Here is a 21,094-nt window from a genome sequence, read left to right on the forward strand (position 1 = left end):
GTTCCTTTCCCGCTCTTCAATGAGCGGTCGAACCGTGCAGGTAGAGACCGGCGGCACCGATCACACCCAACTGTCCGTGGTCCATCAGACGTACCGGCACTTGCTGGAGAAAGGCGCGCATGACGCCCTTGTTGAAGAACCTGGTGGCGAAGCTGCTGGCGAGCAGGCGGTCGCGTACCTGCGGCAGGATTCCGCCGGCGAGGTACACGCCACCACGGGCGCCGTAGAGCATGGCGAGATCGCCGACGAAGCTGCCGAGCAGCCCGCAGAAGACGTCCAGCGCTTCGCTCGCGGCGATGTCGCTGCCGTCGAGCGCGGCGCCGGTCACGGCGGCGGGGGTGGGCAGCGTCGCGGGTATGCCGCGCAGCGTGGAAATGGCTCGATAGAGATTGAGCAGGCCCGGGCCGGAAAGCGCGGTCTCATAGGAAACGTAATCACGGCCGCGCGCCAGCTCGGCGAGGATGGCGACTTCGCGCTCGTTGCCCGGGGCCAGCGATATCTGCCCCGCTTCGGTCGGCAGCACGGTGGCGTGTGGCTTGCCGGGCAGGAGCACGGCCGAACCGAGACCCGTGCCGGGTCCCATCACGAGGATCGGTCCCTCCGCCGCTTCGGCGGCCGTCTCGATGATCGGCGTGGTTTCGTGGCCCTGCAGGAACTGGCAGGCGTAGGCCACGGCCTCGAAATCGTTGACGACGGCGAGCCCGGTCAGCCCGAGGGTCGCTCGAATGTCGCCGATGGAAACCGGCCAGGGAAGGTTCTCGTTGACGATGGCGTCGCCAAGCACGTAGCCGGCACTCGCCACGGCGCAATGCTCGATGGCGTCCTGGCCTTCCAGGCGGCCGACGAAGTCCTGCAGGACGGCGGTCAGGCTGGGCCAATCGGCGCAGGCATAGCGTTCATAGCGGAGCACGTCGATGGCGTTGGACCCGGCGGCGCGACGAACCAGGCCGATACGGGCATGCGTGCCGCCCACGTCGGCGGCGATGAACGCCCCGGTCCGCGATGCACGCACGATTCCCCGTTGTTTGGCCGACTCGCCCATCCCGCGCCCCTTATGGCTCCCCCAACTGCGACCGAGTCTGTAAGTCGAATGACAACGTTGTCAACAGGACAAATGGCTAGGACAACCTTCATTCCATAACGCAGCGCAACAGGAAACCTCGCAACGGGAGGCCGTCTCGCTCGTCATCGGCGCCACATATGGCGGCTGGCACGCGCGTCGCATGGCGGATCAGTGGCTTGACGCGCCGCGGCATCGAAAGCGGCGTCCCCTGCCATCGGTCATGCCGAATGCGCTTCCGGCGATTGACAACGTTACGCACACGAGTCAATAAAGGGACAAATCGGGCGTGTCCGGCGGTGTCGCCGTTCCGGATACCGAACACCACACGAGGGGAGCCACCCATGTCGTCCACCGCGGTCGCCGTCGACGAGACGCGCCATTCCAGCCTGGTTCCGATGATCATCATCGGCGTCCTGTTCTTCATCTTCGGTTTCGTCACCTGGCTCAACGGACCACTGATCACCTTCGTCAAGCTCGCTTTCAACCTCGACGACGTGAACGCGTTCCTCGTGCCGATGGCCTTCTACCTGTCGTATTTCTTCCTCGCCCTGCCCTCGTCCTTCATCCTGAAGAAGACCGGCATGAAGAAAGGCATGGGCCTGGGCCTCTTCGTGATGGCGATCGGCGCGGTGATGTTCGGCCAGTTCGTCACCATGCGCGTCTACCCGGGTGCGCTCACCGGCCTGTTCGTCATCGGTGCCGGCCTCTCGCTGCTGCAAACCGCGTCCAACCCGTACATCTCCATCCTCGGCCCGATCGACAGCGGTGCGCAGCGCATCGCCTTCATGGGCATCTGCAACAAGCTCGCCGGTGCCGCGGCACCGTTCGTGTTCAGCGCGGTGGTGATGAGCAACATTGGCAGCTTCGACAAGCAGATCGCGGCGGCCGGCTCCCCGGAGGCGAAGGACGCCTTGCTCGCGGCCTTCGCCGCGAAGGTGCACCTGCCGTACATGGTGATGGCCGGCCTCCTGGTGGTGCTGGCGGTATGGGTGGTGCGTTCCTCGCTGCCCGAGATCAAGCCGTCGAGCGACAATTCCGAGCGCGCCATCGGCCATGCCAAGGGCAGCCTCTTCAGCTTTCCGCACCTCTGGCTGGGCGTGCTCTGCCTGTTCGTCTATGTGGGCGTGGAAGTGATGGCCGGCGACGCCATCGGCACCTATGGCCAGGGCTTCGGCATGACACCCGCCGACACGCAGCACTTCACCTCGTACACGCTCATCGCGATGCTGGTGGGCTATATCGCCGGCCTGCTCCTGATTCCGAAGTTCGTCTCGCAGCAGCGCTACCTCGCCTTCTCCGCGGTCCTCGGCGTGGTTTTCTCGATCGGCACCTACGTCACCAGCGGCTATGTCTCGGTGGGCTTCGTCGCCGCCCTGGGCTTCGCCAACGCGATGATGTGGCCGGCGATCTTCCCGCTGGCGATCAAGGGCCTGGGCGCCCTCACCGAGTTCGGCTCGGCCTTCCTCATCATGGGCATCGCGGGCGGCGCGATCATCCCGGTGATCTTCGCCCACCTGAAGCAGACCTACGATTTCCAGGCGGTGTTCCTGTGCCTGATGGTGCCCTGCTACCTGTACATCCTGTACTACGGCGCGGCGGGCCACCGGGTCGGACAGCACGTCAAGGACTGACGTCCCGCCTTCGCTAAGTAACGGCCATCCGCTAGGATGGCCGTCTTGCTATTGAGGGGTCGTAGATTGCGTAGCCCTACCATTAAGGACGTCGCCGAGCGCGCGGGCGTATCGCTCAAGACCGTCTCTCGCGTGATCAACCACGAGCCGTCGGTCCATGCGCGCACCCGTGAAAGGGTGCAGCGCGCGATCGAGGCGCTCGATTACCAGCCCGACCAGGCGGCGCGCAGCCTGCGCAGCTCGCGGACCTACGCGCTGGGCCTGGTCTACGACAACCCCAACGCACACTATGTCATCGCCATGCAGAATGGCGTGCTTTCGGTATGCCGCGAGCGCGGTTTCGGGCTGCAGATCCATCCCTGCGATTCCTCCGCGCCCCGCCTGGCCGAGCAGCTGGGCGACCTGGTACGTCGTAACCGCCTGGCCGGCCTCGTGCTCTGCCCGCCGATGTCCGAACAGCCGGGCCTGCTGGCGACGCTGACCGAGCAGAAGGTCCCGTTCGTGCGGATCATCTCGGCGCGACAGGACCCGAAAGACGGCTGGCCTTGCGTCTTCGTCGACGACCGCGACGCGGCCTACGCCATCACCGAACACCTCATCCAGCTCGGGCACCACCGCATCGGTTTCCTCTGGGGTGGCAAGGAACACCGCTCCAGCCCCGAGCGCTACCAGGGTTACGAGGACGCGCTGCGCGAGTACGGCATCGCGGTGGACAAGAAGCTCGTGGTGGAGGGCGATTATTCGTTCGACGATGGCTTCCGTGGCGCGCGCAAGCTGCTCGCCTTGAAGGAGCCGCCCACGGCGATCTTCGGCTCCAACGACGAGATCGCCGCCGGCGTGCTCGCCGCCGCCCGTTCCGGCGGCGTGGACGTGCCCTGGGAATTGTCCATCGCCGGTTTCGAGGACAGCCCGTTCTCCAAGCAGTCGTGGCCCGCGCTGACCACCGCGCGCCAGAACACGGAAGAAATCGGCCGCCACGCGGCGCAACGCCTCATCGCGGAACTCGAGCGCGAAGACAACGACCCGATGATCGAGAACGAGGGCTTCAGCCCGGATCTCGTCGTGCGCGGGTCGACGGCGCCGCGGCGGTTGTAACAGCCCCGCGATCAGGCGATCGTCATCACCCCGATCGCGCCGATCGCCAGGGCCACGCCGAACCAGTTGACCGCCGCGAGGCGTTCCTTGAAGCCGAAGGCGCCCACGAGGGCGCCGAGCACCACGACACCTACGTTCATCGACGCGAACACGAGCGACGGGTCCTTCGGCAAAGCTTGATGACCACGCACGTAGAACAGGATGTTCGCGAAATTGGCGGCGCCCAGCAGGACACCGAAACCCAGGCTGCGCGCCGTGACCGGCGCCTGCCTCGTGGCGGCACGCACCAGCACCGCGATCCAGCACAGCACCATGGCGATGAGGAACGACGCGAGCAACGCGCTCGCGAATGGGGCGCCCGCCTGCGCGATCAGCTTGAAGCAGATGTCGATCGCGCCGAACCCGACGAACACCGACAACGGCGCCAGCCAGCCACCCCGCTCCATACTGCCGCGCTCCTTTCGCCAGAGCACGCAAAATACCGCGCCGAGCGCGAGGACGATGCCCAGCGACTTGATGCCGGTGAGCGTATCGCCGAGGAAGACGAAGGCGGCGATGAGCGCAAGAAATAACGAAAGGCGCTGGGCCACGTCGGTGCGAACGATGCCGGCGCTGCGGACCGAACGCGCCAGCATCAGGAAGATCGCGGGCAACAGGATGCCAAGCACCACCAGCGGCACATAGGTGGCTTTCGCCTCGATGGCGGCCTGCGGCGTCGCATGGAGCAGCCAGGCGGAAAGCGCCGCGGCCACGATATAGTTCGTGGCCACCGCCTGCACGATGTCGATGTTCGCGCGGCGCGCGAGCTTGAGCAGGACCGAGACGGCGACGCTGAAAGCGACGGCGAGAAGGATGTAAGTCATGGAAGGACGTGTCGCACGGCGGGGCTGCGGAGGATCGTACAGGCTCGGACACATGCGGGTCACGCTCGTGGAGACATCTACCCGGCACGATCACCGACGCTAGACAAGTCGTGCGCTGTGCTACGCCTTTTCAGGCGAGGCAAGGTGATGCGGCGCAGACGATGGGCGGCTTGGATCGTGTCCTCGGTGACCGGGATGCTCGGCCTCGTCTATATCGTCCTCGGTACGTGGCTGGCGGCCAGCGGTGGCAGTTTTTATTACGCGCCGGCCGGATGCCTGCTTCTGGCCAGCGCCGTGGTGTTCCTGCGCCGTCCATCGGCGGGCCTGCTCGTCTACTGCCTGTTCCTGGTTGCGACCGCGCTCTGGACGTATCACGACGTCGGCCTGGACGGCTGGCAATGGATGCCGCGCCTGCTCGTGTTCGCCTTCCTGGGACTAGCCCTGGCGTGGGTGGGCGCGGCCGGCGCCGTCCGCCGAAGCGTCAGTGCGACGACGGCGATGATTTCCCTGCTGCTACTGATAACGATCTTCGGGCTCGGCTTCCGGATCACCCACGAGCGCACGGTGCGATACCAGCCGGTCGCGGCAGCCACGGCCACGACCGACAACGACAACGACTGGATCTACTACGGTCGCACGCCGGCCGGGCAACGTTTCTCGCCCGCCAAGCAGATCACACCCGCGAATGCCGACACGCTTCAACCGGCATGGACGTACCACGCGAGCGACGTCCTGCGCGAAGGCGAGGACAAGGACGGACGTGAGTTCAACTTCGAGGCGACGCCGGTCAAGCGTGGCAACCGCCTCTACCTCTGCACCCCGCATCGACAGGTCATCGCGCTGGATGCCACGACGGGCAAGGAGGTGTGGCGTTTCGATCCGAAGACGGACACCCGCGCGAACGAATACCTCGCCTGCCGCGGCGTGGCCTTGTACGAAACCGGCGACACCGGTGCCTGCCATGCACGCGTGTTGTCGACCACCGCGGATGCGCGCCTCTTCGCCCTGGATGCGGACACCGGCAAGCTATGCGATGCGTTCGGCCGGGGCGGATACGTCTCGCTGACGGACAAGCTCGGCGAGGTGCCACCGGGCTTTCATTTCATCACCTCGCAACCGCTGGTGGTCAAGGACCGGCTGCTCCTGGGCGGCTGGATCTACGACAACCAGAGCACGGGCGAGCCTTCAGGCGTCGTGCGCGCCTACGATCCGCGCACGGGCGAGCTGGCATGGGCATGGGATCTGGGCAAACCGTCACCGACCGCGCCGCTGGCGCCCGGTGAAACGTATACCCGTGGCACGCCGAACGCCTGGGGAACCTATACCGCCGACCCCGCCCTTGGCCTCGTATACCTGCCGCTCGGAAACGCCACGCCCGATTACTACGGCGGCAAGCGGCGCCCCTTCGACGATGCCTATTCCAGCAGCCTCGTGGCGCTGGACATCGAGACGGGTCAGGAGCGCTGGCATTTCCAGACCGTGCATCACGACGTCTGGGACTACGACCTGCCGATCGGGCCCACCCTGGTGGACTTGCCGGGCGACCGGGGCCCGGTGCCCGCGCTGGTGCAGACCACCAAGCTCGGCCAGCTGTTCGTGCTCGACCGGCGAACGGGCAAGCCCATCGCCGGGGTGGAGGAACGACGCGTTCCGACCGATCCGCATCTCGACGGCGAGCATCTGTCGCCCACGCAACCGTATTCGACGGGCTTCCCCTCGCTCACGCCGCCGGACCTGAAAGAAAGCGATGCATGGGGTGCGACACCCGTCGACCACCTCATGTGCCGGCTGGAGTTCAAGCGCTCGCGTTACCAGGGCCAGTACACGCCGCCCGCCCTGGGCAAGTCGATCGCCTATCCCGCGTTCGACGGCGTCGTCGACTGGTTCGGGGCGTCGGTGGACCCCACCCGGCACCTGCTCATCGCCAACACCAGCTACATCCCCTTCGTCATGGAAACGCTCGCGCACGACGATGCGCTGCGCCAGGGCCTGATGAAGCCATGGGCGGGATGGGGAAGCGGACAACCGTATCCGAAACCGAAGGAATTCGCGGTGGGCCCGCAGTACGGGCTTCCCTTCGTCACCGTGGTCAATCCGTGGCTGTCGTTTCTGGACGCACCGTGCGCCGCGCCACCGTGGGGCAAGCTGGTCGCGATCGATCTCGTCAGCCGCAAGATCGCGTGGGAGGAACCGGTGGGCACGACGCGCGACATGAACGTGCTCGGCCTGCACACGAACGCGCCGCTGCCGACCGGTATCTACACCATGGGCGGCAACATCGTCACCGCCGGCGGCGTGATCTTCATGGGCGCGACCGCCGACGACTACCTTCGTGCCTTCGACGTCACGTCGGGCAAGGAACTCTGGAAGGGCCGCCTGGACGCGGGCGGACAGGCGACGCCGATCACTTACATCGGCGAGGACGGTCGCCAGTACGTCGTCATCGCCGCGGGTGGGCACGGTGGCCTGAGGACGCGCAGCGGCGACTCGGTGCAGGCCTTCGCGCTACCCCGACGGTGACTGGCTCTCAGCCCTTCCGCGCCAGCGTCGCCGCCTCGCGTGCGAGGGCTTCGATACCCGCCCAGTCCGACGCCGCGAGCTTGTCGGCGGGAGTGAGCCAGGAACCGCCGACGCAGACCACGTTGGGCAGGGACAGGAACTCCGCGGCATTGGCGAGGCTGATGCCGCCCGTCGGGCAAAAGCGTATCTGCGGCAGCGGGCTGGCCCAGGCACCGATCAGCTTCGCGCCGCCAGCCGGCACCGCCGGGAAGAACTTCTGGAAGCGGTAGCCGCGTTCGAGCAGTTCCATCGCCTCGCTGGATGTCGCCGCACCCGGCAGCAGGGGCAGTTCCGAATCGTCCGCCGCATCGAGCAAGCGTGGTGCGCTGCCCGGCGATACCGCGAACTTCGCACCCGCCTTGTAGGCATTCTCGAGGTCGCGCGCGGTGAGCACCGTGCCGACACCGACGAAGGCGCCTTCCACTTCGGCGGCGATCGCGCGCACCGCGTCCAGCGCGGCGGGCGTGCGCAGCGTCACCTCGATGGCGGGGACGCCACCCGCGACCAGGGCGCGCGCCATGCCGACGGCCTTCGAGGCGTCGTCGATGATCACCACGGGAACCACCGGCGCGAGGCGCAACGTGGCTTCGACGAGTTTCTGCTTCGCTTCGTTGCTCATCAGGTACTGCTCCGGTAAATCAAAAGACGCCCGCGCCCAGGTCGGCCGTGACGGCCGACTGGCGGAACATGGCGAAGAGTTCGCGGCCCATGCCGGTGTGATGCATGGCGAGGTCGACATGATCGGGCACGCGGCCGTTCCACTCGTCGGCATCGACCAGCACCTGGAGCGTGCCAGTGACGGCGTCGACGCGGACGAGGTCACCCGTGCGGATGCGTGCGATGGGTCCGCCCGCCTCGGCTTCCGGCGTGACGTGGATCGCCGCCGGCACGCGGCCGGACGCGCCGGACATACGGCCATCGGTGACCAGGGCCACGCGGTAACCGCGGTCCTGCAACAGGCTCAGCGTCGGCGTGAGCTTGTGCAGCTCGGGCATGCCGCGCGCACGCGGTCCCTGGAATCGCACCACCGCGACGAAGTCGCGATTGAGATCGCCACGGTCGAAGGCCGCCTTCACGTCGTCCTGCTCGTCGAACACGATCGCCGGCGCCTCGACGACCATGCGGTCATCCGGCACCGAGGACACCTTGATCACGCCACGGCCGATGTTGCCGTCGAGCATGCGCAGGCCACCATCGTGGCGGAACGGTTCGGTGATGGAACGAAGCACGCCACGATTGCCGCTCTCCTTCGACACCGGCTTCCACACGAGCGTGCCATCCTCGAGCACGGGCGTGGTGCGATAGTGATGCAGGCCGCGACCCATGATCGTGTTCACGTCGTCGTGCAGCAGGCCCGCGTCGAGCAACTGGTCGATCAGGAAGCCCATGCCGCCGGCTTCGTGGAAGTGGTTCACGTCCGCGTAGCCGTTGGGATACACGCGGGCCAGCAAGGGCACCACGGCCGAGAGCGCGTCGAAATCGTCCCAGCGCAACTCCACGCCGGCCGCGCGCGCGATGGCGACGAGATGCAGGAGGTGGTTGGTGGAACCTCCCGTGGCGTGCAGCCCGACCACGCCATTGACGATGGCACGTTCGTCGACGATGCGGCCCAACGGCAGGTACTGGTCACCCAGCGTGTCGATGGCCAGCACGCGTTCCACGGTGGCCTGGGTGAGCGCATCGCGCAACGGCGTGTCCGGTGCCTCGAAGCTCGATCCGGGCAGGTGCAGGCCCATGATCTCCATCAGCATCTGGTTGGAGTTGGCGGTGCCGTAGAAGGTGCACGTACCCGAACCGTGGTATGAGCGCGCCTCGGCCTCGAGCAGTTCGGCGCGCGTGGCCTTGCCGGCGGCGAACGCCTGGCGCACCTTCGACTTCTCCTCGTTCGGGATGCCCGAGGGCATCGGGCCCGAAGGCACGAAGGCACCGGCGAGATGGCCGAAGCTCAGCGCGCCGATCAGCATGCCGGGCACGATCTTGTCGCAGATGCCCAGGTACAGCGCGCCCTCGTACATGTCGTGCGACAGCGAAACCGCCGTGGCCATGGCGATGAGGTCGCGCGAGAACAGCGACAGCTCCATGCCGGGACGGCCCTGGGTCACGCCGTCGCACATCGCCGGCACACCGCCGGCGACCTGCGCGGTGGCGCCGAGCGAACGGGCCGTCTGGCGGATGAGTTCGGGATAGCGCTCGTACGGCTGGTGCGCCGAGAGCATATCGTTGTACGACGTGACGATGGCGATGTTCGCCGCGTGGCCGTTGCGCAGCGCATCCTTGTCGGTCTCCGCGCAGGCGGCGAAGCCGTGCGCGAGGTTGCCGCACGACAAGTGATGGCGTTTCGCGCCCTTGCCGCGCGCGGCGTCGATCTTGGCCAGATAAGCCGCGCGCGAGCCGCGACTACGCTCGACGATTCGCCGGGTCACCTCGGCGAGGGTTGGGTGAATGCTCATGGCGTTTCCTGAGGCTTGGTCGCGGAGCCGTGCGTATCGCGTACGGTTCCGCGACCTGGCGGGTTGCTTACGGTGCCCAGTAGACGTCGACCGGCACGCGGTCCTGCTTCAGCACGGCGGCGATCGGAAAATCCTCGCCGGCCAGGGCCTTGCCGAGCAGTGCTTTCTTGTCGTCGCCTTCGATGTGCAGGTACAGCGCGCGCGTATCGAGTACGCGCGGCAGGCTGAGCGTGATGCGCGGTTCGCCCGCTCCCCCGGCACGCATCGACAACACCGGCTGCTTGCCGTCGAGGTCGAGCGCCTCGGCGAGATGATCGCCGTTCGGGAAGAACGACGCGGTATGGCCGTCCGGCCCCATGCCGAGCAACACCACGTCGAACGGCGAGCCCAACGCGTCGATGCGCTTGCCGACATCGGCGAGCGCCGCGTCCACGTCGTCCTTGTGCGCGCGGTCGAACAGCGGCAGGAAGGTCGCGACGTGCGCCTCGTGGGTAAGCAACGTGCTGGAGACCATGCGCGCATTCGAACGATCGCTGTCGGTGTCGACCCAGCGTTCGTCGACGAGCGTGACGGTGACCCTGGACCAGTCGATCTCCTGCTCGGCGAGCACGGCGAACATCACCTTCGGCGTGCCACCGCCGGAGACGGCGATCGTGGCCTTGCCACGTGCCTTGATCGCTGCATCGAGTTTCGAGGCCACGTCGCGGGCCAGCTTGTCGGCGAGCGTGAGGCGATCGGCGAATTCGTGTCGGTTCACTTTTGCGTTCATGCGGCGTCCTCGGCCCAGGTGCGGCCATCGCGTTCGATGAGCGCCACGGCGGCGCTCGGACCCCAGGTGCCCGCGGTATACGGCTTCGGCGTGTCGCCGCTGGCCTCCCACGCGTCGAGGATGGGGCCGGCCCACTTCCATGCCGCCTCGACTTCGTCGCGGCGCATGAACAGGGTCGGGTTGCCACGCACGACATCGAGGATGAGCCGTTCGTACGCGTCGGGCTGCTGCACGCCGAAGGCGGCCGCGAAGCTCATGTCGAGCGGCACGTGGCGCAGGCGCAAGCCACCCGGACCCGGATGCTTGATGGTCAGCCACAGCTTCACGCCTTCGTCCGGCTGCAGGCGCAGCGTGAGGCGGTTGGGCAACAGCGGGCCACTGGTGGGATCGAAGATGGAATGCGGCAACGCGCGGAACGTCACCACGATCTCCGAAACCCGGTTGGGAAGGCGCTTGCCGGTGCGCAGATAGAACGGCACGCCGGCCCAGCGCCAGTTACCGATCTCCGCCTTGAGGGCGACGAAGGTTTCGGTCTTCGACTGGTCGCTGCCGAGCTCGTCGAGATAGCCCGGGACGCCTTGGCCTTCGGCCGCACCGGCGCGGTACTGGCCGCGCACGGTGAGCTGTGCCGCATTGCGGGCGTCGATCGGACGCAGCGAACGCAGCACCTTCAGTTTCTCGTCGCGCACGGCATCGGGCGCCAGCGACGACGGCGGCTCCATGGCGAGCATGCACAGGAGCTGCAGGATGTGGTTCTGGACCATGTCACGCAGTGCGCCGGCCCGGTCGTAGTAGCCGGCGCGATGGCCGACGCCGACCGTCTCGGCCACGGTGATCTGCACGTGGTCGATGTGCTGGGCGTTCCACAGCGGCTCGAACAGGGCGTTGCCGAAGCGCAACGCCAACAGGTTCTGCACCGTTTCCTTACCGAGGTAATGGTCGATGCGATAGGTCTGCGATTCGCCGAAGACCCGCGCCACGGCGTCGTTGATCGCGTTGGCGCTGTCGAGGTCGCGGCCGATCGGCTTTTCCAGCACCACGCGCGAACGTTCGCCGTTGAGCCCGAGCGAGCCCAGGCGCTGGCAGATATCGGTGAAGATGTCCGGCGAGGTCGACAGGTAGAACACGCGGATGTGGCTGGGTTCCGCCGCCATGAGGCTGGCGAAATCGTCCCAGCCGTCGGCCTTGCGCGCGTCGAGCGAGCGGTAGCCGATCATCTGGATGAAGGCGTCGAGTTGGGCGGGCACGATATGCGACACGCTCTTCTCGACCGCGGCACGCACCTGCTCGCGGTACGCGGCGTCGTCCAGGCCTTCGCGGGCCACGCCGATGATGCGGCTCTTCGCCTGGATCTGCCCGTCCGCGAAGCGGTGGTACATGGCAGGCAACAACTTGCGGACGGCGAGATCGCCGGTGCCGCCGAAAATGACCAGATCGAACGGTTCGATCGGCAGGAGGGGAGCGCTCACGACAGAGGCCTCTTTGAAGGATCGTTGGGATGCCTCCGGATCGTACCAGTGACATACCAGGACGTACCAGCCCCGTACCACTCGCCGCGACGTTTCGTCACCCTTCACGGCGCGATAACGCCCTGAAAACGTTTGTTAGCCCTATTTGGATCGTGCAAACGACTGTTTGAACGGCCGACTGGTACGCTCCGGCTTGCATGCTCTTGCCGCAGTGGTCGTGGATTGGTATCTTCGGCGAATGGAAAGTGCCCTCGTCGCCGAATACCAGCGCCTGCAACACGACCCGGCTACCCGGCAGCCGCTGGCGTACATGCGCCTGCGGCGGGCGATCCGCAACGTGATCGAGAAAGGCGAGGTCCAGGTAGGGCACGCCCTGCCCAGCGAACGCGACCTCGCCAGGGCCCTCACCCTGTCGCGGGTCACCGTGCGCAAGGCGATCGGCGGCCTGGTCGAGGACGGCCTGCTCACCCAGCGCCATGGCGCGGGCACCTTCGTTTCCGAGCGCATCGTGAAGCCGCTGTCGCGGATGACCAGCTTCACGGAAGACCTGCGCGCCCGTGGCCTCAATCCCCGCTCCGAGTTTTTCGAGCGCGGCATCGGCGAGGTCACGCCCGAGGAGGCCATGGCGATGAACCTGTCGCCGGGCACGCTCGTGGTACGCCTGCATCGCCTGCGCTACGCGGGTGACGAACCCCTGGCGATCGAACGCAGCGCGGTGCCGCTGGACCTCCTGCCCGATCCGCACCTCGTGGAGGATTCGCTCTACGAGGCGCTCGACAAGCTCGGCAACCGTCCGCTGCGCGCGCTGCAACGCCTCCGCGCCGTGGTACTCGGACCCGCGCAGACCCGCCTGCTCCGCCTCGGTGCCGGCAGCGCCGGTCTCAACATCGAGCGGCGCAGCTTCCTCGAAGATGGCCGCATCGTCGAATTCACCTGTTCCTGGTACCGCGGCGATATCTACGATTTCGTCGCGGAACTGCAAAGCGACTGAAGAGCCCAATCACGCCATGACGATCCAGCCGCAAGACACCCTGATGTTCCGCGAAGCGCACGAGACCGCCGAGGTCGTCGAGCGGCAACTGGCCCACAACGAAGCGGTGATCGGTGCGCTCGCCGAGCGCCTGCGCGCGAACCCGCCACGCATGGTGATCACCTGCGCGCGCGGCAGCTCCGACCACGCGGCGATGTACGCCAAGTATGTGTTCGAGACCCAGCTCGGCGTCGTCACCGCGTCGGCCTCGCCGTCGGTGACGTCCATCTACCACGCCACGCAGCACCTGGACGGCGCGCTCTATGTCGCCGTTTCCCAGTCGGGAAAGAGCCCGGACCTGGTCCGCAACGCCGAGGCGGCGAAGAAGGCCGGTGCCTACGTGGTGGCCCTGGTCAACGTGGTGGACTCGCCGCTCGCCGCCGTCGCCGACGTGGTCGTGCCCCTCCATGCAGGCCCGGAAAAGAGCGTCGCCGCGACGAAGAGCTACCTCGGCGCGTTGTTCGCGATCCTTCACATCGCCGCGCGCTGGAGTGGAAGCGCCGCCATCGGCGATGCGCTCACCGCGCTTCCCGCCCAGCTGCGCGAGGGCTGGGACGCGGACTGGTCCGCACTCACCGACGGCCTGGTCGACGCGCACAACCTCTTCGTGGTCGGTCGCGGCTTCGGTTTCGCCGGCGCGCTCGAAGCAGCGCTGAAGTTCAAGGAAACCTGTGGCCTGCATGCCGAGGCCTTCAGTTCGGCCGAAGTGAAGCACGGCCCGATGGCGCTCGTGGGTCCGGACTTCCCGGTGTTGTTCTTCGCCCAGAACGACGACACGCTGCCCGGCGTGCTCGACGTCGCCGCCGAATTCCGCAAACGCGATGCCAAGGTCTGGATCGCCGCGCCGGGTGCGGCCGGCGAGGGCGTGCTGCCACTGGTGGCGTCCGCACCGATCAGCGCACCGCTGCTGGCCGTGCAGAGCTTCTACCGGGCCACGGCGGCGCTTTCCCTGAAGCGCGGTTTCAATCCCGATGTCCCGCCGCACCTGAACAAGGTGACGGAAACGGTCTGACGTCGAAACCGGCCTTCGGGCCAGCCACCGCTTTCCATAGAAAAAGTTTCGGATAAAGGAACACCCGCATGACCATCGCCCTCGTCAACGGCCGCGTACTCACCGATAACGGATTCCAGGGCGGCTTCGCCGTGCTGGTCGACGGCGGCACCATCACGGGATTGGCGTTGCCGTCCGATCCGCGCGTGCGCGCCGCGGAGCGTCACGACCTCGGCGGCCGCACGCTGCTGCCCGGCTTCATCGATTGCCAGGTCAACGGCGGCGGTGGCGCGCTGTTCAACGACGCGCCCACGGTGGAAACCATTCGCACGATCGGCGAAGCGCACGCGAAGTTCGGCACCACCGGTTTCCTGCCGACGCTCATCAGCGACGACGCCGAGGTGATGGCGAAGGCCATCGACGCCGTGAACGCCGCCGTGGAGCAGGGCGTTCCCGGCGTGCTCGGCATCCACCTCGAAGGCCCGTTCATCGCACCCGAGCGCAAGGGCGTGCACGACGCGGCCAAGTTCCGCATCGCCGGCGCCGACGATATCGCAATGGTCGCGCGCCGCCATGGCGGCGTCACCCTGCTCACCCTCGCGCCGGAACGCGCATCGGACGCGGTACTCGAACAACTGGTTTCCCACGGCGTGATCGTCGCCGCCGGCCACACCGCCGCCGACTACGAGACCACGCGCGGCGCCCTCGCCAAGGGCGTGCGCGGCTTCACTCACCTGTTCAATGCGATGACACCGTTCACCAGCCGCGAACCCGGCGTGGTCGGCGCCGCGCTGGAAGACCCGGCCAGCTGGTGCGGCCTGATCGTCGACGGCCACCACGTGCATCCGGCCTCGCTACGCGTCGCCATCGCCGCGAAAGCGCGCGAAAAGATGATGCTGGTGACCGATGCGATGCCACCGGTCGGCTCCGACAATCCCAGCTTCGTGCTGAAGGGCGAAACCATCACCGTGCGCGACGGCGTCTGCCAGACGGCCGACGGCACGCTCGCCGGTTCCGCGCTCGACATGGCGACGGCGGTGCGCAACACGATCGGCATGGTCGGTGTCGCCTACGACGAAGCCGCCCGCATGGCCTCCACGTATCCCGCCGACTTCCTCGGCCTCGGCGCCAGCCACGGCCACATCGCCGCCGGCTACCGCGCCGACTTCGTCGTCATGGACGAGAGCTACCACGTCGCGGAAACATGGATCGGCGGCACGAAGGTCTTCGGTTGACGGCGCCAGCCCAGGCAAGCACCCATCGCCGCTGAAGCGGCTCCCACAACAGCGAAACCCGCCGCTATCAAGATGAGCTGACTGGGTCGCAGGATGAGGAGACCTGGTGGGAGCCGACTTGTCGGCGATCCCGCGGCAGCGGGCCAGTCTCGTGCACGGCTCGTCTTCGCCTCGCATTCGCCATAGGCGTCCTGCAAACCTCCCTCACCCGGGTGGGAAGCCGGCTAGCGCTAGCCCGCTTCCCACCTAGGTGAGGTATTTGGCTCGCGCGACGGACAACAAAAAAGGCCGGCGCTCCGCGCCGGCCAGTTCCAGGGAGATCTCGTCGCGCGCCCGGATACGTTGCCCGGGCGCGCTGCTGTTCCCGCTACTTAGAGCGAGAAGTCGTAACGCACACCGAAGCGGAAGTAGCGCGGCGCTTGGTAAGCCACCGGACGACGATAATCCGGGTTTACTTCGGGCAAGCCGTTGCCGTCGACCGTATCGAGTTCGCCGGTGTCGATCTGGGCAACGGTGCGCTGCTTGCCCGCTAGGTTGAATACGGCCGCGGTGAAAGCCAGCGGCTGCTTCTCGCCAGCCCACATCGGGCGGTACTCGGCGTTGAGATCCAGGCTCCAGGTCCACGGCAGGCGACCCTTCGAACCGCGTGGCGCCGGCTGGAAACCGCACTCGAAGTACGACGCGCCGTACTGGATCGCATCCACCGGGTCCTGGCCGAGGCAGTTCTTCGGACGGCCGGTGGCCATCGCGAGATTCGCGCCGATCAGCCATTCGGGAGACGCCTGCCAATAGCCGTACGCCTTCAGCTGATGGGTGCGGTCGTTCGGCAGTGGGCCGTTCGAGTACTGCATGATTTCCGGAGCGTCCCAGTCCTGCGTCACCGACGGATCGAGCTGGCCGATGTCCGACTTCAGCTGACCTTCCGAGTTGCCGTAGCTACGCGAGAAGGTGTAGTCGACGCGCGCGTACCAATCGTTGGCAAGTTGATGCTCGAGGTAAAGCTCCAGCGAATAGTATTTGCGCTTGAGTTCCGGGAAGGCAACGCCGGCAGGCGATGTGAAGTCATCCTTGGTCAGGTTGAATGGCACCAGCGTGCCCTGGCTGTCGATGTCGACGAGGAACGTATTCGACTTGCCTGGGTTGAACAGATAGCAGCCGGGAATCGAAGCGTTCGTCAGGTCGATGCCATTGCGGGCGGCGTACTTCTCGAACGGACGCGAATCGCAGAAGTCGTCGATCGAGCTCTTCAACTTGCGCATCGTCGCCTTGGCGCCGAAGCTCCAGTCGGCGTTGATGGCCTTGTCGAAACCCAGGATGTACTCGTCCTGGTAATAAGCGTCGATACCCTGCGACGCGATGGTCTTCGGGTTGAGTGGCGTACCGTCCTCGCCATTGAGATAGGCGCGGGTCCCGATCGGCTGAAGGCCGGTCGGCTCGCCGTTCGCGGCGACACCCGTGTAGGTGTAGTACTCCGAATAGTACGTCGACGCCGAGGCACCGCGAATCGCCACGTTGGACGGAATGGCCAGGTGGTAGCGACCTGCGTTGGCATAGAGCTTGAACGTGGAATCGCCAAAGACGTCCCAGGTCACGCCCAGACGCGGAGCCAACTGGTGGCGTTGCTTCACGTACGTGGCGCCGTCACCGTTGATGTTCTTGAACTGCTCGTTGCGCAGGCCGATGGATGCGAGCCAGCGGTCGCTGATCTGCCACTTGTCTTCGATAAACTGCGCTTCCTGCTCCACCTTGACGTTGGCACCGGTCTGGAACAGGCGCTTCTGTGCGAAGTAGTCCACGCCCGGCGGCGCGACGATACCGCGGCTGGGAATATCGCCAGCCGGGCCATAGATCCAGCGGTAGCCACCTTCGTAGATGTTGCCGGAGAACGATTCCAAGGTCTGGTTGTCGACGCCCGCGCGGAGATCGTGATCGCCGATGACGTATTCGACATCGAGGCGCCAACCGTGCGTCTTGTCCTTGGCGCCCTCGCCAAGGACCGTGCCGTTGACGAGACCGCAACCGGTAATGCGCTCGGAGAGGCCGCGGTTATCGAGAATCCACGGGCAATTCGGGTTGCTCGCGTAATTGAGATTACGTTCGTGCACCGTCTTGGTATGACCGTACAAGGCGTTGATGGTCAGATCGTCGGTGATGTAGCCCGTGTACTTGCCGATGTAGACGTCGCCACCCGGCGCCGAACCCGCGGCGGCGTCGAAATTCTTGAGGTTGTCGGTACCGATGTAGCCACCACGCGCGCCGACATTGTAGTCATACGCGTAGACACTGCGCTCGACATTGCTCTTGTCGCCGAGGCCAGTGATTTCGAGCAGATGGTTATCGGTGATGTTCCAGTCGACCTTGGCGAGCCACTTGGTCGCCTTCGACTCCTGATAGGTGCGCTGCGGAGCGGTGATGCTGCTGGTGTTGCGGCTATCGGAACGGGTGAAGTCGCCTGCTGCGAACAGGAACAACTTGTCCTTGATCAGCGGACCGCTCACATAGCCCGTGTACTGCACATCGGTGCTCTTGTTGCGCTTGCGGTCCTGCCAGAGCGTGCCGTCTTCGCGATAGATGCTGCGCGGGGTCTGACGCAGGCCTTGCGGCGTCACGTACAGACCGACGCCGCCTTTCCACTCGTTACCACCGCGCTTGGTCACGATGTTGATCACGCCACCCGTCGAACGGCCGTATTCCGCGCCGTAACCACCGGTGTAGATCTGCTGCTGGTCGATCGCGTCGAACGGAAGACTGGTGAAGCCGAGGCCGGTCAATGCGTTGGTGACCGAGTAACCGTTAATGTAGTACTGGTTTTCGGAGGCGGAAGCGCCACCGAACGAAGCGACGTTGCCGTAACGCGCATCGCCGGCGACGACGCCCGGCGCGAGCAGCGCCGCAGCGGTAACGTCGCGCGCCAGGGGAATTTTCTGCAACTGTTGTGAGGTCAGTACGGTACGGGAGTCCACCGACGACACGTCGATGGCCGGCAACGCGTTGCCCGTGACCTGCACCCCTTCGAGGTTCTGCGCCTCGGTCGTCGTGGCGGAGCCGGCGAAGGACACATCCACGCCGCCGCCGAGCGCGACCTGCACGTCGTTGCGGGTCTCGACGGTCTGGCCGCCGCGTTCCACGGTGACCTTGTAGCGACCGACCGGCAGCGAACTGGCGCGGTAGCGGCCATCGGCATCGACGCCGACATCGCGGGTCAGGCCGGTATCCAGGTTCTGCAGGTGGACGACGGCGCCTTCAGGCTGCGCGACGCGGCCGAAGACGACACCGGAAGCATTGGACTGGGCGAGCACGGCGCCGCTGGCGAAGCAGAGGGCGAGCGCGGTGCAAAGGGTCGATCGGCGCAGTACGCCGGTACGCTTGGTGGAACGTTGCATGTCTTGTCTCCCCGATAAACAGCAAAGTAAGCCGGCCACAAGAGGTGGCCGAGCTCGTTTGACGCCGTCTCATGGGCCTCCGGTACCCATCCCCCCCGGGATGCGGCCTGGCTGCTCATGCTCCCCGTGCGCAAGTAATTGCGCCCGACGGCTATCGGTTGCGGTTGTAATCGAATTATTTTGCGCACGTCAAGTGCATGTTAAGAATTCCGTTAAGTATCCGTGACAGTTCGGAGCCCGCCCGGTACCATCGGCCGGTTCGGGTGTCCCGACCGGCCAAGGCCGGAGAGGATGAAACGGGAAGCCGGTGCACCACGTCGTGGCAAGGCCGGCACTGCCCCCGCAACGGTAAGCGTCCATCGGGGCAGGTCGTCAGACCTTTCTCATGGAACCGGCCCACGCCACTGCGCAAGCGGGAAGGCACCGGTTCCGCCACCCCATGGGTGGCTGGCGCGAGTCCGGAGACCGGCCCGATGAACGTCCCGCCCCCTGTGGCGGGCGTCCCTGTTTCGGTCGATTCGCGGAGGGCGGATCCGGGCAGCCACCGGGTTCCCGCCCGTTCGCCGTTCGTCGCACGTCCTCCTCGAGCGCCCTTCGCGCATTGCCGCCTGGCGGCTGAGGAAGACGGTTCCATGAAGAAGACCCTGCTCGCGGCGGCCCTGCTGTCGTCCATCGCCGCGGCCCACGCCGCCGACGAAGCGGCGCCCGACCGGCTCGACCCGGTCGTGGTGACCGCCAATCGCGCCGCCACGCCACTGGACGAGGTGCTCGCGCCGGTCACCCTGATCACCCGCGAGGACATCGAGCGCCTGCAGCCGGTGAGCGTGCAGGACCTGCTCACCGGTTTGCCGGGCGTGACGATCGCCAATGCCGGCGGCATCGGCCAGCAGACATCGTTGTTCATGCGCGGCACCAACTCGTCGCACACCCTGGTGCTGCTGGACGGCGTCCGCGTGGGCACCGTGGGTGCGGGCTTGCCCGCCTACGAGCAGCTTCCCGTGGAACAGATCGATCACATCGAGATCGTCCGTGGCCCGCGTTCCGCGCTGTACGGCTCCGACGCCATCGGCGGCGTGATCCAGATCTTCACCCGCCATGGCCAGGCCGGCGAAGCCCCCACGCCGACGCTCTCGGTGACCGGTGGCAGCCATGGCTATTCGGCAGGCCAGGTGGGCGTGTCCGGTGGCAGCCAGCACGGCTGGTACAACGCCAGCCTGGGCGGGCAGTACACGGCCGGCATCAACGCCTGCCGCATAGGTGCCGCCACCGCCTTCGCCGGCTGCTTCACCGACGAACCGGACCACGATGCCTCCCGCACCTATAACGGCGCGCTGTCCGGCGGCTATCGCTGGGACGACGGCACGGAACTGACCGGCAGCTGGCTGCGCAGCAAGGGCGACATCGAATACGACGGCGACTTCCAGAACCTCACCCGCCGCTCGCAGCAGGTGGCCGGCGCGAAGCTGGCGTTCGACGTGCTGTCGAACTGGCGCATGTCGCTCAGCCTCGGCCAGAACCAGGACCGCGCCGACAATTACCTCAATGGTGCCGACAAGACCCTCGACTTCGTCCATTACGGCGTGGACAAGGCCCGCGTCGGCTACCTCTATTCGAAGCGCAACCAGGCGTCCTGGCAGAACGACTTCACGCTCGCGAAGGACCAGACGCTGAGCGCGGGCGTCGACTTCCAGCAGGAAAAGCTGAAGAGCGATACGGATTATCTGAAGGACTCGCGCAACAACACGGGCGTGTTCGCGCTCTACCAGGGCCTGTTCGGCCCGCACGAGATCCAGCTGTCGGCACGCCACGACCACAACACCCAGTTCGGCAACCACACGACCGGCTCGGCGGCCTATGGGTTCCGTTTCGACAACGGCATGAAGATCACCGCCTCGTACGGCACGGCTTTCCATGCGCCGACGTTCAACGATGAGTTCTACCCTTACGGCGCGCCGGTGAACCTGAAGCCGGAAACCTCGCGCACGGCCGAGATCGGCCTCTCGGCGCGGCCGGGCATCTGGAACTGGGCGGTGAACGCCTATCAGACCACGGTCGACGACCTGATCGGCTTCGATGCGAACTTCCTGCCGGTGAACGTGAGCAAGGCGCGCATTCGTGGGCTGGAAGGACAGCTCGGCGCCGACGTCGACGGTTGGCACCTGCGGGCCTATGCCACCCTCCAGCAGCCGAAGAACCGCGACTCGGGCGTGCAAGAGGACAACCTGCTGGCGCGCCGTCCCGAGCGCACCGCACGGGTCGACCTCGACAAGGACCTCGGCCGCTTCACCGTCGGCGGCTCGGTCTACGCGGCCGGGTACAGCTACGACGACGCGGCCAACACCCGCCGGCTCGGCGGCTACGCCACGGCCGACCTCCGGGCGACCTGGCACCTGGACACCGACTGGAGCGTGCAGGGTCGCGTCGCCAACGTCGCGGACAAGCGCTACGAAACGGCGGCGTTTTACAACCAGTTGGGGCGAACGGTCTACCTGACCGTTCGCTACGCACCCGGCCACTGACGCGCTCGCCGCATGAACGGGGCACCCCTGCCTTCCG

The 21,094-nt window shown here is 66.4% G+C and carries 14 protein-coding genes and 1 riboswitch; of the genes, 7 read left to right on the forward strand and 7 right to left on the reverse strand.

Annotated features, from left to right (window positions below; genetic code table 11):
* Positions 1-16: 16 nt before the first annotated feature.
* Positions 17-1,042: a glucokinase gene (gene glk, locus AB6730_RS14310; RefSeq protein ID WP_371024278.1), complete on the reverse strand. Its 1,026-nt coding sequence runs from the start codon at positions 1,040-1,042 to the stop codon at positions 17-19.
* A 362-nt stretch (positions 1,043-1,404) separates the two neighbouring features.
* Between glk and AB6730_RS14315 the strand changes: the two genes are divergently transcribed.
* Both AB6730_RS14315 and AB6730_RS14320 read left to right on the forward strand, forming a co-directional pair.
* On the forward strand, positions 1,405-2,694 hold the full coding sequence (locus tag AB6730_RS14315) for a sugar MFS transporter (RefSeq protein ID WP_371024279.1): 1,290 nt from the start codon (positions 1,405-1,407) through the stop codon (positions 2,692-2,694).
* Between the two features lie 66 nt (positions 2,695-2,760).
* Positions 2,761-3,789, forward strand: a complete 1,029-nt coding sequence (locus AB6730_RS14320; RefSeq protein WP_371024280.1) for a LacI family DNA-binding transcriptional regulator — start codon at positions 2,761-2,763, stop codon at positions 3,787-3,789.
* Between the two features lie 11 nt (positions 3,790-3,800).
* Here AB6730_RS14320 and AB6730_RS14325 read toward each other — a convergent pair whose 3' ends face one another.
* Positions 3,801-4,652, reverse strand: coding sequence for an EamA/RhaT family transporter (locus tag AB6730_RS14325; RefSeq protein ID WP_371024281.1), 852 nt, complete (start codon positions 4,650-4,652; stop codon positions 3,801-3,803).
* A gap of 177 nt (positions 4,653-4,829) precedes the next feature.
* On the opposite strand from AB6730_RS14325, the gene AB6730_RS14330 reads away from it, so the two are divergent.
* Complete coding sequence (locus AB6730_RS14330) at positions 4,830-7,172, forward strand: membrane-bound PQQ-dependent dehydrogenase, glucose/quinate/shikimate family (protein WP_371024282.1); 2,343 nt, start codon at positions 4,830-4,832, stop codon at positions 7,170-7,172.
* Between the two features lie 7 nt (positions 7,173-7,179).
* On the opposite strand, the gene eda is transcribed toward AB6730_RS14330, so the two are convergent.
* The 4 genes from eda to zwf form a co-directional block, all read right to left on the reverse strand.
* Positions 7,180-7,830: a bifunctional 4-hydroxy-2-oxoglutarate aldolase/2-dehydro-3-deoxy-phosphogluconate aldolase gene (gene eda, locus AB6730_RS14335; RefSeq protein ID WP_371024283.1), complete on the reverse strand. Its 651-nt coding sequence runs from the start codon at positions 7,828-7,830 to the stop codon at positions 7,180-7,182.
* Between the two features lie 19 nt (positions 7,831-7,849).
* Entirely contained in the window at positions 7,850-9,661 is a 1,812-nt protein-coding gene (gene edd, locus AB6730_RS14340) for a phosphogluconate dehydratase (protein WP_371024284.1), read from the reverse strand.
* 67 nt (positions 9,662-9,728) lie between these two features.
* Positions 9,729-10,430 carry a 6-phosphogluconolactonase gene (gene pgl, locus AB6730_RS14345; protein ID WP_371024285.1) on the reverse strand — a complete coding sequence of 234 codons (702 nt, stop codon included), beginning with the start codon at positions 10,428-10,430 and terminating at the stop codon, positions 9,729-9,731.
* The gene (zwf, locus tag AB6730_RS14350) at positions 10,427-11,899 is read right to left on the reverse strand and encodes a glucose-6-phosphate dehydrogenase (protein WP_371024286.1); all 1,473 of its coding nucleotides are present in this window, start codon (positions 11,897-11,899) and stop codon (positions 10,427-10,429) included. Before zwf ends, pgl begins: the two co-directional genes overlap by 4 nt.
* Positions 11,900-12,137: 238 nt before the next feature.
* Here zwf and AB6730_RS14355 point away from each other — a divergent pair, with 238 nt between their 5' ends.
* From AB6730_RS14355 to nagA, 3 genes are all read left to right on the forward strand, one after another.
* Entirely contained in the window at positions 12,138-12,890 is a 753-nt protein-coding gene (locus AB6730_RS14355) for a GntR family transcriptional regulator (protein WP_371024287.1), read from the forward strand.
* Positions 12,891-12,906: 16 nt separating this feature from the next.
* A complete protein-coding gene (locus AB6730_RS14360) occupies positions 12,907-13,941 on the forward strand; it encodes an SIS domain-containing protein (RefSeq protein ID WP_371024288.1) in 1,035 nt (344 codons plus the stop codon).
* Between the two features lie 68 nt (positions 13,942-14,009).
* Positions 14,010-15,155 (forward strand): N-acetylglucosamine-6-phosphate deacetylase, encoded by a 1,146-nt coding sequence (gene nagA / locus AB6730_RS14365; RefSeq protein WP_371024289.1) that lies wholly within the window; start codon positions 14,010-14,012, stop codon positions 15,153-15,155.
* A 371-nt stretch (positions 15,156-15,526) separates the two neighbouring features.
* On the opposite strand, the gene AB6730_RS14370 is transcribed toward nagA, so the two are convergent.
* Complete coding sequence (locus AB6730_RS14370; RefSeq protein WP_371024290.1) at positions 15,527-18,538, reverse strand: carboxypeptidase regulatory-like domain-containing protein; 3,012 nt, start codon at positions 18,536-18,538, stop codon at positions 15,527-15,529.
* A 244-nt stretch (positions 18,539-18,782) separates the two neighbouring features.
* Positions 18,783-19,027: riboswitch (cobalamin riboswitch) on the forward strand.
* Positions 19,028-19,170: 143 nt separating this feature from the next.
* Between AB6730_RS14370 and AB6730_RS14375 the strand changes: the two genes are divergently transcribed.
* Positions 19,171-21,057: a TonB-dependent receptor domain-containing protein gene (locus tag AB6730_RS14375; RefSeq protein ID WP_371024291.1), complete on the forward strand. Its 1,887-nt coding sequence runs from the start codon at positions 19,171-19,173 to the stop codon at positions 21,055-21,057.
* The last annotated feature ends 37 nt before the right edge of the window (positions 21,058-21,094 follow it).

Origin of the sequence: Luteibacter sp. RCC_6_2 (assembly GCF_041360655.1) — a bacterium.
Classification (GTDB): domain Bacteria; phylum Pseudomonadota; class Gammaproteobacteria; order Xanthomonadales; family Rhodanobacteraceae; genus Luteibacter.

Bases quoted from the DNA above. Each gene is read 5' to 3' on its own strand.
- nagA (WP_371024289.1), top strand. From the start codon at position 14,010: ATGACCATCGCCCTCGTCAACGGCCGCGTACTCACCGATAACGGATTC.
- pgl (WP_371024285.1), bottom strand. From the start codon at position 10,430: ATGAACGCAAAAGTGAACCGACACGAATTCGCCGATCGCCTCACGCTC.
- AB6730_RS14315 (WP_371024279.1), top strand. From the start codon at position 1,405: ATGTCGTCCACCGCGGTCGCCGTCGACGAGACGCGCCATTCCAGCCTG.
- AB6730_RS14360 (WP_371024288.1), top strand. From the start codon at position 12,907: ATGACGATCCAGCCGCAAGACACCCTGATGTTCCGCGAAGCGCACGAG.
- edd (WP_371024284.1), bottom strand. From the start codon at position 9,661: ATGAGCATTCACCCAACCCTCGCCGAGGTGACCCGGCGAATCGTCGAG.
- AB6730_RS14370 (WP_371024290.1), bottom strand. From the start codon at position 18,538: ATGCAACGTTCCACCAAGCGTACCGGCGTACTGCGCCGATCGACCCTT.
- eda (WP_371024283.1), bottom strand. From the start codon at position 7,830: ATGAGCAACGAAGCGAAGCAGAAACTCGTCGAAGCCACGTTGCGCCTC.
- AB6730_RS14355 (WP_371024287.1), top strand. From the start codon at position 12,138: ATGGAAAGTGCCCTCGTCGCCGAATACCAGCGCCTGCAACACGACCCG.
- AB6730_RS14375 (WP_371024291.1), top strand. From the start codon at position 19,171: ATGAAGAAGACCCTGCTCGCGGCGGCCCTGCTGTCGTCCATCGCCGCG.
- AB6730_RS14325 (WP_371024281.1), bottom strand. From the start codon at position 4,652: ATGACTTACATCCTTCTCGCCGTCGCTTTCAGCGTCGCCGTCTCGGTC.
- glk (WP_371024278.1), bottom strand. From the start codon at position 1,042: ATGGGCGAGTCGGCCAAACAACGGGGAATCGTGCGTGCATCGCGGACC.